12 protein-coding genes are annotated in these 15,023 nt (G+C 65.1%); 6 read left to right on the forward strand and 6 right to left on the reverse strand.

The window, feature by feature from the left end:
- Window positions 1-11: 11 nt before the first annotated feature.
- Window positions 12-920 (forward strand): LysR family transcriptional regulator, encoded by a 909-nt coding sequence (locus tag AC1DOQ_RS10095; protein WP_477362730.1) that lies wholly within the window; start codon window positions 12-14, stop codon window positions 918-920.
- Here the strand turns inward: AC1DOQ_RS10095 and AC1DOQ_RS10100 are convergent.
- From AC1DOQ_RS10100 to ltrA, 5 genes are all read right to left on the reverse strand, one after another.
- Window positions 917-2,089, reverse strand: coding sequence for a UbiH/UbiF/VisC/COQ6 family ubiquinone biosynthesis hydroxylase (locus AC1DOQ_RS10100; RefSeq protein ID WP_477362732.1), 1,173 nt, complete (start codon window positions 2,087-2,089; stop codon window positions 917-919). The genes AC1DOQ_RS10095 and AC1DOQ_RS10100 overlap by 4 nt on opposite strands.
- Entirely contained in the window at window positions 2,086-3,420 is a 1,335-nt protein-coding gene (gene pepP, locus AC1DOQ_RS10105; protein WP_477362734.1) for a Xaa-Pro aminopeptidase, read from the reverse strand. The genes AC1DOQ_RS10100 and pepP overlap by 4 nt, the downstream gene beginning before the upstream one ends.
- The gene (gene murU, locus AC1DOQ_RS10110) at window positions 3,417-4,148 is read right to left on the reverse strand and encodes an N-acetylmuramate alpha-1-phosphate uridylyltransferase MurU (RefSeq protein WP_477362736.1); all 732 of its coding nucleotides are present in this window, start codon (window positions 4,146-4,148) and stop codon (window positions 3,417-3,419) included. The genes pepP and murU overlap by 4 nt, the downstream gene beginning before the upstream one ends.
- Window positions 4,149-4,167: 19 nt before the next feature.
- Window positions 4,168-5,226, reverse strand: a complete 1,059-nt coding sequence (locus tag AC1DOQ_RS10115; RefSeq protein WP_477362738.1) for an aminoglycoside phosphotransferase family protein — start codon at window positions 5,224-5,226, stop codon at window positions 4,168-4,170.
- 124 nt (window positions 5,227-5,350) lie between these two features.
- A complete protein-coding gene (ltrA, locus tag AC1DOQ_RS10120; RefSeq protein WP_477362741.1) occupies window positions 5,351-7,048 on the reverse strand; it encodes a group II intron reverse transcriptase/maturase in 1,698 nt (565 codons plus the stop codon).
- Between the two features lie 1,018 nt (window positions 7,049-8,066).
- On the opposite strand from ltrA, the gene AC1DOQ_RS10125 reads away from it, so the two are divergent.
- From AC1DOQ_RS10125 to rsmA, 4 genes are read left to right on the forward strand one after another with little or no spacing between them, the layout of a single operon-like run.
- On the forward strand, window positions 8,067-10,421 hold the full coding sequence (locus tag AC1DOQ_RS10125) for an LPS-assembly protein LptD (RefSeq protein ID WP_477362744.1): 2,355 nt from the start codon (window positions 8,067-8,069) through the stop codon (window positions 10,419-10,421).
- Window positions 10,422-10,472: 51 nt separating this feature from the next.
- Window positions 10,473-11,873 carry a peptidylprolyl isomerase gene (locus AC1DOQ_RS10130; protein ID WP_477362747.1) on the forward strand — a complete coding sequence of 467 codons (1,401 nt, stop codon included), beginning with the start codon at window positions 10,473-10,475 and terminating at the stop codon, window positions 11,871-11,873.
- Between the two features lie 3 nt (window positions 11,874-11,876).
- Window positions 11,877-12,935, forward strand: a complete 1,059-nt coding sequence (gene pdxA / locus AC1DOQ_RS10135; RefSeq protein ID WP_477362750.1) for a 4-hydroxythreonine-4-phosphate dehydrogenase PdxA — start codon at window positions 11,877-11,879, stop codon at window positions 12,933-12,935.
- Between the two features lie 7 nt (window positions 12,936-12,942).
- On the forward strand, window positions 12,943-13,731 hold the full coding sequence (gene rsmA / locus AC1DOQ_RS10140; protein ID WP_477362753.1) for a 16S rRNA (adenine(1518)-N(6)/adenine(1519)-N(6))-dimethyltransferase RsmA: 789 nt from the start codon (window positions 12,943-12,945) through the stop codon (window positions 13,729-13,731).
- Here the strand turns inward: rsmA and AC1DOQ_RS10145 are convergent.
- Window positions 13,726-14,535 (reverse strand): DUF6851 domain-containing protein, encoded by an 810-nt coding sequence (locus AC1DOQ_RS10145; RefSeq protein ID WP_477362756.1) that lies wholly within the window; start codon window positions 14,533-14,535, stop codon window positions 13,726-13,728. The two genes, rsmA and AC1DOQ_RS10145, sit on opposite strands and share 6 nt — an antisense overlap.
- 248 nt (window positions 14,536-14,783) lie before the next feature.
- On the opposite strand from AC1DOQ_RS10145, the gene AC1DOQ_RS10150 reads away from it, so the two are divergent.
- A complete protein-coding gene (locus AC1DOQ_RS10150; protein ID WP_477362759.1) occupies window positions 14,784-14,978 on the forward strand; it encodes a hypothetical protein in 195 nt (64 codons plus the stop codon).
- The last annotated feature ends 45 nt before the right edge of the window (window positions 14,979-15,023 follow it).

Raw genomic sequence — 15,023 nt, forward strand, 5'->3', positions numbered from 1 at the left:
AAGGAACTACTATGCTCTTCGACCTGACCGACCTGCGCCTCTTCATCCTGGTCGCGGAACTGAAAAGCCTGACCCGCGCGGCCGAGCGCATGCATTTGTCATTGGCGGCCGCCAGCAACCGCATGAAGGAACTGGAGTCGCGCTTCGGCATGCGCCTGCTGTACCGCGAGAACAAGGGCGTGCTGCTGTCGCCGGCCGGCGAAACCCTGCTGGCGCATGCCCAGCAGTTCATGCAGCAGCTCGAGCGGCTCAAGAGCGATATGCAGCAGTACAACAATGGCATCAAGGGCCATATCCGCATCTTCGCGAACACCACCGCGGTGACCGAATTCATGCCGGAGGTGCTGGGCCTGTTCCTGGCGTCGCATCCGCAGGTGAACGTGGCGCTGGAAGAGCGGCTCAACCACGACATCGTGCGCGGCGTGCAGGAAGGCACGGCGGACATCGGCATCGCGGCCGGTCCGGTGCAGGGGCAAGGCCTGGAGATCATCAATTTTTCGACCGACCGCCTGGTGCTGGCCACGGCACTCGACCATCCGCTGGCCGAGGCGGGCAGCATCAGCTTTGCCGAGACGCTGGCCTATCCGCACATCGGCCTGCACGAAGGCAGCACCCTGCAGCATTTCCTGAACAAGGTCGTCGTCGACAGCGGCGACCGCCTGCACTTGCGGATCCAGGTGCGCGGCTTCGAGGCGATGTGCCGCATGGTGGAGGCGGACGTCGGCATTGGCATCCTGCCGCAGTCGTCGGCGCTGCGCCACAGCCGCAATATGCGGCTGGCGCTGGTGGAACTGACCGACCTGTGGGCGGTGCGCGAACGCAGCGTGCTGGTGCAGGACCTGGAGAGCCTGCCCGCCTATGCGCGCGAACTGGTGGAACTGATCCGCACGGAAGCGGGAACGACGTCGAATAAACCCTAGCGGCGGCCGAACATCATCAGCTCGGCAAGCAGCATGCGCGCCGGCTTGACCGTATCCAGCGCAGCCAGCGCCAGCCCGAACAGCGGCTGCAGCGGGCCTTTGTCCGCGAATACGCGCGCCATGGTGTCGGTGGCGCGGATCACCATCTTGCGGTCGCCTTCGCGTTCGTTCTTGAAGCGGTCGAGCGAAGCGGGCGACATCTCGCGGGCCAGCAGGCGCGCCAGTACCGCCGCGTCGCGCAGGCCCAGGTTGAGTCCCTGTCCGGCCACCGGATGCAGGGTCTGGGCCGCGTTGCCGATGGCGACCGTGCGGGCGCTCGCGCGCGGGTCGGCGTTCAGGCCGAGAGGGAAGGCGATGCGCGGCGAGACGCCGGTGAAGCGGCCGAGGCGTTCGCCGAAGGCCTCGCCCAGCGCCGAAAGAAACGCCTCTTCGCCCAGGTCCAGCAGGCGCTGGGCACGTTCCGGCTGTACGCACCAGACGAGGGCGTACTGGTGGCCGTCGGCGCCGCCTTGCGGCAGCAGGGCCAGCGGGCCTTCGTCGGTGAAGCGCTCGAAGGCGCGGTGGGCGGCCGGGCTGCTGGTCGAGACGCGCGCGATCACGGCGGTCTGGCCGTAGTCGCGGGTATTGGATTTATCGGCCTGTTCGCCGAACACGCCGCCCTCGGCCTGCACCGCGACCTGCGCGTGGAGGGTACGGCCGTCATCCAGGTGCAGCAGGACGCCGTCCGTGCCTTCGTCGATGGAATTTACCCGCAGCGGACGCAGCACCTGCACGCCGGCGCGCTCGCAGGCGCGGGCGAGGGCGTCGACCACGTCGCCGTAGCGGGCCACATAGCCCAGGGCGTCGAGGCCGTGCTCTTCGCGGTCCATCATGCTGCGGCCCAGGTGGCCGCGGCGCGAGACGTGGATCTGGTGGATCGGCGTGCTCGATGCCGCAACCCCGGGCCAGGCGCCAACGTCTTCCAGCAGCAGGCGGCTGCCCCAGGCCAGCGCGATCGAGCGCGGGTCCGAGATCGCCTGGCCCAGCGCCTTGCCGTCGATGAGGGCGATGCGTTTGCCGTCGATGCCGCGCCGCGCCAGCATGGCGGCCAGCGCCATGCCGACCGGGCCGGCGCCGCAGATGGCGACGTCGGCCTGCAGTGTTTCCTCAGTCCTTGCTTGTTCCGTCATAGTCCCTTTCCAACCAGAGCCTCGATTTCCTCGACCGTTTTCGGTGCGCTCGCCGTCAGGATGCGGTAGCCGTCCCCGGTGACGACCACGTCGTCCTCGATGCGGATGCCGATGTGCCAGTATTCCTCCGGCACGCCCTCCGCCGGGCGCACGTAGATGCCCGGTTCCACGGTCAGGACCATGCCGGGTTTCAGCTGGCGCGAAGGCTTGTCGGCCTGCGCCAGGTCGCGGTAGGCGCCGACGTCGTGCACGTCCATGCCCAGCCAGTGGCCGGTGCCGTGCATGTAGAAGGGGACATGGGCCTTGGCGGCGATGGCGTCCTCCACGCTGCCGAACTTGCCCGGCGCAATCAGGCCGAGGTCCAGCATGCCCTGGGTGAGCACGCGCAGGGCCGCTTCGTGGAAGGCGCTGTAGGGGCGTCCGGGGGCGATCGCCGCGAAGGCCGCTTCCTGGGCCGCCAGCACCAGCTCGTACAGCCTGCGCTGGGCGGGCGTGAAGCGGCCGTTGACGGGGAAGGTGCGGGTGATGTCCGAGGCATAGCCATCGAGTTCGCAGCCGGCGTCGATCAGCACCAGGTCGCCGTCCCGCATCGGGCGGTCGTTGGCGCTGTAGTGCAGGACGCAGGCGTTGGGGCCGGAGGCGACGATCGGGGTGTAGGCCGGGAACTGGGCGCCGTTGCGGCGGAATTCGTACAGCAGCTCGGCCTCCAGCGCGTATTCGTGCAGGCCGGGGCGGGCGGCGCGCATCGCACGCGCGTGGGCATTGCCGGAGATCTCGCCGGCGCGCAGCATGATCGCCTGTTCGTCCGCGTCCTTGATGAGGCGCATCTCGTCCAGCAGGGGCAGCAGGTCGTGGAAGGCTGCCGGTGCCGTCACGCCGCTGCGCGAACGCGCGCGCACGGCCTTGATCCAGCCCGCTACCCGGGCATCCAGCGCGGGACTGGAGGCGGTGGCGTAGTACAGCGCCGGGGCGTCGGCCAGCAGGTCGGGCAGGCGGGTGTCGAGTTCCGCGATGGGCCAGGCTTCGTCTACGCCGAAGGCTGAGCGTGCGGCTTCGGGGCCGTAGCGGTAGCCGTCCCAGATCTCGCGTTCGAGGTTCTTCTCGCGGCAGAACAGGATGGCGCGGGCCGGCCGCTTGCCGCGGGCGGCGACGATTACCAGCACGCTTTCCGGCTCCGTGAAGCCGCTCAGGTAATAGAAATAGCTGTCGTGCCGGTAGGGGTAGTCGCTGTCGCCGTTGCGCGGGACTTCCGGCGCGGTGGGCAGCACGGCCACCGCGCCCGGCAGCATCTGCGCGGCCAGGCGCGCACGGCGTGCCGCGTAATCGGTCATGGCTTCGCTCTGGCCGAGGCAGTTGCGGCGTAGGGGGCGTTGAGCTCCTCGAGCTGGCGCATGGTGCCGACGTTGACCCATTCGCCGTCGTAGATCTCGCCGCCGACCCGCTTCTCATCGATGAACTTGCGCATGAGCGGGCCGAATTTCAGGAACTCGCCGGCCTTGATGCCGTCGAACATCTCAGGACGGTAGACGCCGATGCCGGCGAAATTCCACTTCGGCGAACCTTCGTTCGACAGCGTGTACATGGTCAGGCCGAAGTCGCCGTCCGGGTTGTGCCAAGGGTTCGGCGTCAGATACAGCCAGGCGATGTCGCGCTTGTCCGCGGGGATCGGCCGGCCGACCGCGTCGTTGTCCGGCAGCGCGTCCAGTACCTGTTCGAAGTCGAAGTAGGGCGCGTAGATGTCGCCCGACACGGCCAGGAAGGGTTCGTCGCCCAGCAGGTGCAGGGCGTTGGCGATGCCGCCGGCGGTTTCCAGCGGCGTCGGCTCGTGGGAGTAGACGATGCGTGCGCCGTAGCGGCTGCCGTCGCCCAGTTCTTCCTCGATCATGTGGCCGAGGTGGGAATGGTTGATGACGATGTCCTTGATGCCGGCGCGCACCAGGTTGATCACGTGGTAGGTGATGAGCGGGCGCCCGCGCACCTTGAGCAGGGGCTTCGGGCAAGAGTCCGTCAGCGGACGCATCCGCTCGCCGCGGCCGGCGGCGAAGATCATGGCTTTCATCGGCGTGTTTGACCTGGAATCAGAAGGTGTAGCCGACCTGCGGCGCCTTGTCCTCGAAGGCATCGAGCAGGCGCAGCAGCGGTTTCAGTTCGGTATAGCGGTTGGCGGTCTTGCGCACGTAGTCCATCACGGTCGGCAGGTCGCCCATGTAGTGCGGCTTGCCGTCGCGGTAGTTCAGGCGGCAGAAGATGCCGAGGATCTTCAGGTGACGCTGCAGGGCCATGTACTCGAAGTCGCGGTAGAAGGCGTCGATGTCCGGATTGACCGGCAGGCCGACCTGTTTCGCGCTTTGCCAGTAGCGCACCACCCAGTCGAGCACGAATTCCTCGTCCCACTGGATGTAGGCGTCGCGCAGCAGCGAGGCGAGGTCGTAGCTGATCGGGCCGTAGACGGCGTCCTGGAAGTCCAGCACGCCCGGGTTGCCCTGGTCGAGGAACATCAGGTTGCGGGAGTGGAAATCGCGGTGCATGAACACCTGTTGCTGGGCCAGCACGTTGGCGGTGATGGCCTCGAACACCTTTTCCAGCTGGGCCTTCTGGGTGTCGTTCATCTCGATGCCCAGGTGGCGGCCGATGAACCATTCCGGGAACAGGTTCATCTCGCGCAGCACGAAGGCGCGGTCGAATTCCGGCAGCACGCCTGGCTGGCTGGTCAGCTGGAACTTGATCAGGGCGTCGACGGCGTCCGAGTACATGTAGGGCGCGTTGTCGATGTCGAGGCGCTGCAGGTAGGTGGTGGTGCCGAGGTCGGACAGCAGCAGGAAGCCGTCCTCGACCTTGCGGGCGACGATGGCAGGCACGGTCACGCCGGCGTCGAACAGCAGGCCGTCGACGTGGATGAAGGCCGGCACGTTCTCGCGCTCGGGCGGGGCGTCCATCGCGACCAGGGTGTCCCCCAGCTTGGCGCGTAGCGCGGGCACAACATCGAGACGGAAGTAGCGGCGGAAGCTGGCATCGGCCGAGGCGGGGCGCAGGCTGCCGACGTCGACCAGGTCCAGGGTGCCCAGCCATGCGGTCAGCTGGGCCAGCCGGGCATCCTTGTCGAAGGCGGCGGGGGAGTGTTGAGACAGAGAAGACATGAAGCGTCCCGGTGAATCCGGTTGGTGATGAGTAGGGTAGGAGGAAGCCATTGCTGGAATCCCTCCCCCTAAGAACCGTGCGTGCGACTTTCACCGCACACGGCTCAAGCATAATAAAAAGCCCCTATACAGGGACCGGCTTTTTAACTTCCAAGTGTAGAGCATGCACTTGAGCATGGCAATTAGGGTGCAATAATACGCGATTTTCCAGAGCGTTCGAGCCTCCGCTCACACGGTATTCGATGTGATGGTCGTGCCATCCCGTCTCCATGTCCATCGCGCATTCGCACACTGCGCACAAGCCCGCTTGTTCGCTGAACAACTTCGCCCATTCACGCCGATAGCGCATGTGCTTCAACATGCGCTCCTGCCTCAGGGTTTCACCGTACAGCTCGTATTTGGGGTCATAAGGGTGATACCCGCCCTTGATTTTCTTGTGGCGCTCGATAGGCGTAGCGGGTAGCGAGAACATCTCCACCTTGCCTATCTTGCCATTCATCGGTATGTCAGCCACAAACACCCTCGGTCGATCGCCGACGGACTGCCAGTACCGCTTGCGAATCCAGTCTTTGTTCTTCCTTGGATGCCTGCGCATGGCCCACCTTTGAAGCCGCCAGTACAGCAGCGACTCCACGTGCGTGAACGCTTCCTTGGCAACTACACAGCTGTGATATTGCGCCCAGCCACGTAGCATCGGGTTCAGCAGTTGAATCAGGTTTTCCTGCTTTGCGCCGATGTTTTCACTGATCGTCTTCCTGAGCTTTTCATAGAACGCTTTCATGTTCTTCTTACCAGGCTTGATGAGCAGCTTCCCGGCGTACTTGCGGAAGTTCCATCCCAGGAAATCGAATCCTTCGTCGATGTGCACGATCTTGGTCTTGGCCGTGGAGAGTCGCAATCCTCGGGTTGCGAGGAACTGTTCCACCCACGGCCTTACTTCAGCTTCCAACAGCTCTTTCGAGCCGCCGGTGATGACGAAGTCGTCCGCGTATCGCACGACGCCGATCTTCAGCTTCGATGCCTTGGCTTTGCCGTACTTTGCACAGAGGTGCTCGGTAAGGCCGGTTTCAAGACCGTTCAGTGTCCAGTTTGCCAGGGCAGGGCTGATGATGCCGCCCTGTGGCGTCCCTGCGGTGGTTGCTATCAGTTGCCTCCGGTCGACCACCCCGGATCTCAACCACTTTTTCAAAACCGACTTGTCCATGCAGACCTTATCGATCATCCAGTCATGGTTGATGTTGTCGAAGAAGCCTTCGACGTCCGCGTCCAGTACCCATTCGGCCGAAACCTTACGGCAGGTCTGGAGGAAGATCTGGGACATCGCGTCCGCCGTCGAGCGATTCTTCCTGAATCCGTATGAATTCGGGTCGCTCAGCGTTTCCAGAACGGGGTCGAGAGCCAGCAGATGAAGCGCCTGCATGGCTCTGTCCTTCATGGTTGGTATGCCTGGCGGGCGCATCCTTCCATCTGTCTTGGGAATATGGACCCTCCGTAGAGGGAGTGGTCGATAGCGGAAGTTTCTTAGACGGGCAATTGCGGCCAGTTTCTGCCGAGGCGAATCCCAGGTTTCCTGGTCTACCCCTGCAGTGCGCTTCCCTTGGTTTTCAGTCACCCGTTTGATTGCCAACGCTTTCGCGCTGAACGAGTGGGTCAGCCACCGCTGCAAGGCTTTCACCCTGCGCCAGTCGCCTTCCTGCGAAGCCTTCGTTAGTCGGCGCTGCATGTCTCTCACGTTCTTTTGAACGAGCCGCCAATCGATGGCTGCCCAATCCGTCGGAACGTGCGAGGACGCAGAACCGTCGAAGTCGGCGGTTACTCTCATGCTGTACCTCGTATCTGTTCCGTCCGAGGTCCAGTCCCTGAGGGGACAGGACCCCTTCGGGATTGTTGATCGATAAGAGTTATTCAGGCGTGTAACGACTATTACACCAGATGGAAGTCTGCACCCTTTCAGGTCAGGACAAATTCCGAATCCCTATCCGGATCATTACAACCCGGCCTTCGCTTTTTCCATCCTCCCATACCCGCTTCTCCATCAATTTCCCTTGCGGGTCGTCTGCCCTATCGATGTCCCGAGATGGCGGAGAATCGGGCTTACCACGTTCCCTACGATATCGACGCGATTCCCATCGCGACTAACTGTTTAGGGTCCATCTTTCCCCCGGTGGTCTTTGTGACGACGTGTCCCCAGAATACACGGAGACAACCGACCACATACCTGTTGGTTTAGGCGCGATGATTCCAGCAGCTTTCGCCTATCTATATTTACGAGGGTTCTGACGATGATTCACATTACGTTACCCTTGCAGCATTCACCTAGCCTCTTGACCGCTTTCGCTGCTTGCAGTCTCCGGCCGCCACTCGCATGGGCAACCGCCGAATTTTCGGGAGTACATTGTCGTCGGAGCTTCATACCCCACCGTTGCCGATGACGCATGTCAGAGTAGGTGACGGGCGGTCGTACGCCCGGTCGTGGCAGGCGTTCTTGCGAACTATCCGGCACGACAAGATATCGAAGAGCTTGTCGCACTCCATGTTGGTACAGGCGGTGTTCTGCCCGTTTAACGACATGACAGCAATGTCCGATAGAGGAACGTTACCCCTGAGCTGTATCAAAACAAGCTTGGGCTTGTTTCGTGAGCCACGAGTACAGGTTCTCTTGCTGTAAAAGTTGTAACCATAGCTTGAAGCGACTCCTTAGAAATCAAAGAGTTACGTTTGCTCGCTATTTCTAGAGACATTGCCGCATGGCGGCGAGTTTGCGACCGTGTCGCACATATTCCCATATAATAAGGGATTCAATCCAAAAAATCGCCCTCTATGGTGCAACGCGATCTTTCATGAGCTGGATTACGGCCCTTCCTTTCCCGCCGCGGCGCGCCGCTGCCTTGTCCGCCCTCGTCGCCGTGGCCACGGGGCCCTTGTACGCGCAGACCGCGCCGACGGGCTCGCGCAACGACGACGACCAGCCGACGACCATGCGTGCCGAGGAGTTCACCGGTCGTCCGGACCGCGAGCTGAACCTGTACCGCAACGTCGAAGTGACGCGCGGCGCCACCGGCATCACCGCCGACACCGCCTGCTTCCGGCAGGTCGAGGACGAAGTGACGGCCCAGGGCCACATCACGATGTGGCGCTTCGGCGACCGCTACAAGGGCGACGCGCTGCAGCTGAACCTCGAGACCGGCAAGGGCTGGGTGCTGAACCCATCCTACCATTTGCAAATGAATAACGGCCAGGGCAAGGCCGCGCGCATCGACTTCCTGGGCGAGAACCAGGCCCAGGTCATCGACGGCACCTACAGCACCTGCGATGGCCCGGATCCGGACTGGTACCTGAAGTCCAGCACCCTGAACCTGGACAGCGGCCGCGACGTCGGTACCGGCGGCAAGACCGTCATCTATTTCAAGAACGTGCCGATCCTGGGCACCCCGGCGATGTCGTTCTCGCTGTCCGGCGCGCGCCGCTCGGGCTGGCTGCCGCCGTCGATCGGCACCGGCTCCAAGGGCTCGGCCGAGATCATGGTGCCGTACTACGTCAACATCGCGCCGAACCGCGACCTGACGCTGTATCCGCGCTATATGTTCGACCGCGGCCTGCAGCTCGGCGCCACCGGGCGCTACATCGGCGAGACCTCGCGCGGCCCGTACAGTGGCGAGACCCACATCGAGGTCCTGCCGCACGACCGCGTCGCCTACCGCGAACGCGAGGACGGCAGCCCCGCTTTTGGCGCCGCCTTGCCGACCGACCGCCTGGTCCACCGCGACCGCTGGTGGATCGACACCCTGCACAGCCAGACCCTGGCGCCGGGCTGGACCTTCGGCTGGAACGCGCACGCCGCGTCCGACAACGAATACCCGTCCGACTTCTCGCGTACGGTGGCGGCCAGCGCCGAGCGCCAGCTGCTGCGCGAGCTGCGGACCGACTACTCGGGCCAGTACTGGAGCGTGAACGCGCGCGTCCAGAGCTACCAGGTGCTGCAGGATCCGGCCGCGCTCGACCCGACCAACCCGAACGCCAACGCCTTGCGCGTGCCGCGTCCCTACGACCGCCTGCCGCAGATTAACTTCCACGCCGGCCGCTACGACGTGCTGGGCGGCTTCGACTGGGCGGTGGACGCCGAGCTGGTGCGCTTCTCGCATCCGGACAACAGTTTCGTGCAGGGCAACCGCGCCAACCTGGTCAGCCAGGTCAGCTATCCGATCGTGCGTCCGGGCTGGTTCTTCACGCCCAAGGTCATGCTGCACGCGACCCAGTACGACCTCGACAACAACGTCGACCCGGTGACCAAGGTCGACCACAACCGGATCTCGCGCGTGTTGCCGACCGTGTCGCTGGACAGCGGCCTGATCTTCGAGCGCCCCAGCACGCTGTTCGGCGAGAATTCGACCCAGACCCTGGAACCGCGCCTGTTCTACGTGCGTACCCCGTACAAGGACCAGAGCGCGATCCCGAACTTCGACACCGCGGTGGCGGGCTTCAACTACGCCCAGCTGTTCACGGAAAACCGCTTCGTCGGCGCCGACCGGGTGTCGGACGCCAACCAGCTGACGGCGGCGGTGGTGTCGCGCTTCATCGAGGCCAACGGCGCCGAGCGCCTGCGCCTGGTGGTGGGCAGCCGCTACTACTTCAGCGATCCGCAGGTGAACCCGCGCGTGCGCCTGAACCAGGCGGAAGCGCCTGAAGTGACCCGCTCGGACGCCTTGCTGGCCGCCTCCGGCCGGATTTCCGAATCCTGGACCTTCGACAGCGGCGTACAATACGACGCGCAAAGCCGCAGCTTGTACAGCAAGAACTACGGCGTGCAGTGGAATCCGGCGCCGATGAAGGTGCTGAATCTCGAATACCGTTATCAGCGTGACACCGCCGGTCTGCTCACCGGTTTCCGGAACGCCGACCTGTCGGGCCAGTGGCCGCTGTCGCAGCGCTGGTACGGCGTGGGACGCGTCAGCTACTCGCTGCGCGACCGCAAGCTGCTCGAAGGCCTCACGGGGCTCGAGTACAAGGCCGATTGCTGGATTTTCCGGATGGGTGCCCAGCGTTTCGTGACGGCGTCGCAGACGACCTCGACGCAGTACTTCTTCCAGCTCGAGCTGAACGGCCTGTCGCGCCTGGGCCCGGGCAATGCGCTGGAAACCTTTAACAAGAGCATCCCGGGCTACACCCGGCTGAACACCAACGTCGGCCGCCCCTGAGCGGTCGGGCCATGGACAACTAGAAACCCTGAAATGAGTGCTTCCCTGAATATGCGTACTACCCGTTTGCATCAAGTCAAGCTGGCCGCAGTGATGCTGTGTGCCCTCGCAGCCGGCGACGTCCTGGCCCAAGCCGCGGCAACGCCGGCCGCTCCTGCCGCTTCGGCAGCCAAGCCTTCCACCGGTTTCCTGCCGCCGGCGTCGAGCAATGCCAAGGTCATCGATTCCGTGTACGTCATCGTCAACGACGAAGTCATCACCAAGCGTGAAGTCGACAACCGCGTCAACGAAATCACCGCGCGCCTGCGCGCCCAGAATGCGCAGCTGCCCAATCCGGAAGACCTGCGCCGCCAGGTGGTCGAGGCCATGATCACCGAGCGCGCCCAGCTCCAGCTGGGCAAGGAATACGGCATCCGCGTGTCCGACATCGAGCTGGACCGCGCCATCGGCCGCATCGCCGAATCGCAGAAGATGAGCGTGCAGGAGATGCGCAACCAGATGGAGAAGGAGGGCATGACCTTCGCCCAGTTCCGCGAGCAGATCCGCAACGAGATCGTCATGCAGCGCCTGATCGACCACGAAGTCGACGCCAAGATCCAGGTGTCGGAAGCGGAGATCGACACCTACCTGGCCGCCGAGAAGGCCGCCGCCGCCGACCGCATCGAAGTCGACATTTCGCAGATCCTGGTGCGCATCCCGGAAAACGCCTCGCCCGAGCAGATCGCGGCGCGCAAGGCGCGTGCCGACGAGGTCGCGCGCCAGCTGCGCACCGGCGCCGACTTCGCCAAGATGGCCGCCACCTATTCCGATTCGCCGGACGCCCTGCAGGGCGGCGCGGTCGGCTGGCGCGATCCGAACCGCCTGCCGCCGGTGTTCGCGGCCGAGCTGGTGAAGATGAAGGCCGGGCAGGTGACGCCGGTGATGCGCACCAACGTCGGCTTCCACATCCTGAAGGTGAACAATGTGCGCAAGCCGGAAGCCCAGCAGCAGGAGCAGGCCGCCGCCAACGTGCAGCAGGTCCACGCCCGCCACATCCTGCTGAAGATCACCCCGACCCAGAGCGAGGAAGAGGACCGCAAGAAGCTGCTCGACCTGAAGGCGAAGATCGAGAGCAAGCAGGCGACTTTCGAAGACCTGGCGCGCCAGAATTCGCAGGACAGCCTGGCCTCGAAGGGCGGCGACCTGGGCTGGGTCGAAGCCGGCGACATCCCGGATGAGCTGGCGACCGCGATGCACGCGCTGCAGCCGGGCCAGGTCTCGGATCCGGTCAAGACCCCGTTCGGCATGCACATCGTGCAGGTCGTCGAGCGCAAGACCGAAGACACCTCGAAGGACAAGGAACGCGCCATGGCGCGCCAGGTGCTCACCGAGCGCAAGCGCCAGGAAGCGATGGAAGACTGGGCGCGCCAGGTGCGCGACCGCGCCTACGTCGAGTTCCGCGAGGAGCAGTAAGCCATGGCGATTCCGGGCGCACGTCCCACGCTGGCCGTCACGGTCGGCGAGCCGGCCGGGATCGGTCCGGAAATCGCGATCCGCGCCGCCTGGGCCCTGCGCGAGCAGGCCAGGTGCGTGCTGGTCGGCGACGCCGCCTTCCTCTCGCTGACGGCCAGCCTGATCGACCCGGACATCCGCCTGTCGGCGCTGTCGACGATGGCGCTGCGCCACAGCGGGCTGCCGCATTTCGGGCCGACGACGATTCCCGTCATCGACGTGCCGCTCGAGGCCCACGTGGTGCCGGGCCAGCTAGACGCCGCCAACGGCCGCGCGGTGCTGGCCACGCTCGACCTGGCGATCGAAGGCTGCAAGGCCGGCTGGTTCGACGCCATCGTCACCGCCCCGCTGCAGAAGAGCACCATCAACGATGCCGGCATCGCCTTCTCCGGCCATACCGAATACCTGGCCGAGAAGACCGGCACGCCCAAGGTCGTCATGATGCTGGCCGGCTCATTACAAGCCCAAGCTTCGGCAGAGAATCGGCCCACCCTGCGGGTGGCGCTGGCCACCACCCACCTTCCCTTGAAAGACGTGCCGGCCGCGATCACGCGCGAAACCCTGGACCAGGTGCTGGACATCCTGCACGCCGACCTGCGCGGCAAGTTCGGGATCAAGGCGCCGCGCATCCTGGTGACCGGCCTGAATCCGCACGCCGGCGAGAACGGCTACCTGGGCCGCGAAGAAATCGACGTCATCGAGCCGGCCCTGGAGGCGGCGCGCGGGCGCGGGATCGACGCGCGCGGCCCGTATCCGGCCGACACCCTGTTCCAGCCGAAGTACCTGCAGGACGCCGACGCCGTGCTGGCGATGTACCACGACCAGGGCCTGCCCGTGCTCAAGCACGCCACTTTCGGGCGCGGCGTGAACATCACGCTGGGCCTGCCCCTGATCCGCACCTCGGTCGACCACGGCACGGCCCTCGACCTGGCCGCGCAAGGCCTCGGCCTGGCCGATTGCGGCAGCATGGAGGAGGCGATCCGCGTCGCCCTGTCCATGGTCCGCGCCCGAGCAACAACTTAAGAACCCCATGAAACACGTAGCCCGCAAGCGCTTCGGCCAGAACTTCCTGACCGATGCCCATGTCCTCCACGACATCATCGATTCGATCGGTCCGCGCAAAGGCGACACCATGGTCGAAATCGGCCCCGGCCTGGCGGCGATGACCTCGCTGCTGCTCAAGGAACTCGACCACATGCACGTGGTCGAACTGGACCGCGACCTGGTGGCGCGCCTGGAGAAGGCTTATCCACGCGAGCGCCTGACCGTCCATTCGGGCGACGCCTTGAAATTCGATTTCGGCTCGATTCCGGTGCCGGAAGGGAAGAAGCTGCGCGTGGTCGGCAACCTGCCGTACAACATCTCGAGCCCGCTGCTGTTCCACCTGGCGGACTTTGCCCACCTGGTCGAGGACCAGCACTTCATGCTGCAGAAGGAAGTCGTCGAGCGCATGGTGGCCGAGCCCGGCACCAAGGCCTACAGCCGCCTGTCGGTGATGCTGCAGTGGCGCTACGACATGGCGATGCTGTTCGTGGTGCCGCCCACCGCCTTCGATCCGCCGCCGCAGGTGGATTCGGCGATCGTGCGCATGGTGCCGACGCGCCGCCAGTTGCCGGCCGATGCCGCCACCCTGGAAGCGGTGGTGGCCAAGGCCTTCTCGCAGCGTCGCAAGGTCATCCGTAATTGCGTGGCCGGCATGTTCACCGAGCAGCAGCTGGTCGAGGCCGGCATCGATCCTGGCGCGCGTCCGGAAGCGGTGGGGCTGGAGCAGTATGTGGCGCTGGCCAACCTGCTCAAGCCGGTGTCTCCGGCTTCATAATCTTCCTTCCCAATGGCGGCGCGCATCGTCGAATGCGCGCGCGCCTACCTGCCTGCCCAGTTCCTGTCCGGCCGAGCCGGCGCCGATGTGCGTGCCGGCTCGCGTCCGGCCTCGCATCCCGCTCCGCATCTCGTTCTCGAAGCGCCTGATCACTTCGTGCACCGCCGCGCCGGCGCTGCCGTGGATGGCGGCCGGCCCGGCCGTCTCCCGCTCCTGCGCGTCGCCCCAGCCGGCAATGCTGGCGTCGGCCAGGGCATTGGCGAGCGCGAAGAACAGGCGCACGTCCTGGTCGTCGTCGTGACCTTCGCGTTCGGACAGCCGGTGCGCCGCCAGGCACCAGCGGCCGGGCGCCGGCTCGGCCGTCGTCGCCGTGGCGGCCGGGGTGCCGGTGCGGTGGCAGGAGTCGAGCATGCTGGCGGCCTGGATACGGCCGATGCCGGCCGGGCTCAGCTGGCCGCCGGGCGCCGGATCCAGGCCCAGGCCGGCCATCCAGGCGTCGAACATGGCTTGCTGGCCCGGGAAGCGCTTGCCGAGCGCGTACCAGGCCGCATGGCTCATGGCGCAGGCCTTGCTCGCGGCGCTGCGTTCGGCGCAGGGCAGCCTTACCCTTACCCCATGCGCGGTCTGGCGGGCGGCGCCGTCGTAGGCGGCCCAGGCGTTGTACATGCAGGTGTGCAGGATCGCCAGCGAGCGCGCCGCGCCCAGCGGACCGGGCTGCGCCGCGCGGATCGCCTGCAGGGCCAGCAGGTTCCAGCCCGCCACGGTGCCGGCCATGCCGGCCGCCGCGCCCGGATCCAGTTTCAAGACGTTCTCCCGCCTCATGTCGCCTCCGCATTTGTGCCGCCGTCGAGTATGGCGAGCACAGGCGCGCAGGCTGTTGAGCGTTCTCAGGCGTAAAAGGCAGCCGGCGCAACGCATAGCCCCGGTTTTTGGGCGTCCATCCCGCGTTTTTTGCAGTTCGTCGCAGTCCGCTGGAAGGAGAAGGCGCAGACGCCTACAGTGACACCATCGAAAAACAAAACGCAACGCACTTCACCCGAAGGAGAACCGAAATGAACGTCATGAAAAACATGGAAGCGATCTTCCTGGCAACCGTCTTCCTGGCCGGTGTCACCAGCGCAGCCAGCGCCGCCAGCACCAATGCGCGCGAACGCTACAACGCCCAGGTGTCGATCGAAGGCAAGCAGATGGCGGTGGTGACGGTGACGGCGAAGCGTTTGACTGCAGCAGAGAAGGCCGCAATCTAATCGTTTCCTGCAAGAGACGAAAAAAAAGCCCGCTTTTGAGGGCGG

The organism is Massilia sp. 01N417 (assembly GCF_056399645.1).

What these genes read in the sequence shown, in the direction of transcription:
- AC1DOQ_RS10095 (WP_477362730.1), top strand. Translation starts at nt 12, where the DNA reads ATGCTCTTCGACCTGACCGACCTGCGCCTCTTCATCCTGGTCGCGGAA.
- AC1DOQ_RS10100 (WP_477362732.1), bottom strand. Translation starts at nt 2,089, where the DNA reads ATGACGGAACAAGCAAGGACTGAGGAAACACTGCAGGCCGACGTCGCC.
- pepP (WP_477362734.1), bottom strand. Translation starts at nt 3,420, where the DNA reads ATGACCGATTACGCGGCACGCCGTGCGCGCCTGGCCGCGCAGATGCTG.
- murU (WP_477362736.1), bottom strand. Translation starts at nt 4,148, where the DNA reads ATGAAAGCCATGATCTTCGCCGCCGGCCGCGGCGAGCGGATGCGTCCG.
- AC1DOQ_RS10115 (WP_477362738.1), bottom strand. Translation starts at nt 5,226, where the DNA reads ATGTCTTCTCTGTCTCAACACTCCCCCGCCGCCTTCGACAAGGATGCC.
- ltrA (WP_477362741.1), bottom strand. Translation starts at nt 7,048, where the DNA reads ATGAGAGTAACCGCCGACTTCGACGGTTCTGCGTCCTCGCACGTTCCG.
- AC1DOQ_RS10125 (WP_477362744.1), top strand. Translation starts at nt 8,067, where the DNA reads ATGAGCTGGATTACGGCCCTTCCTTTCCCGCCGCGGCGCGCCGCTGCC.
- AC1DOQ_RS10130 (WP_477362747.1), top strand. Translation starts at nt 10,473, where the DNA reads ATGCGTACTACCCGTTTGCATCAAGTCAAGCTGGCCGCAGTGATGCTG.
- pdxA (WP_477362750.1), top strand. Translation starts at nt 11,877, where the DNA reads ATGGCGATTCCGGGCGCACGTCCCACGCTGGCCGTCACGGTCGGCGAG.
- rsmA (WP_477362753.1), top strand. Translation starts at nt 12,943, where the DNA reads ATGAAACACGTAGCCCGCAAGCGCTTCGGCCAGAACTTCCTGACCGAT.
- AC1DOQ_RS10150 (WP_477362759.1), top strand. Translation starts at nt 14,784, where the DNA reads ATGAACGTCATGAAAAACATGGAAGCGATCTTCCTGGCAACCGTCTTC.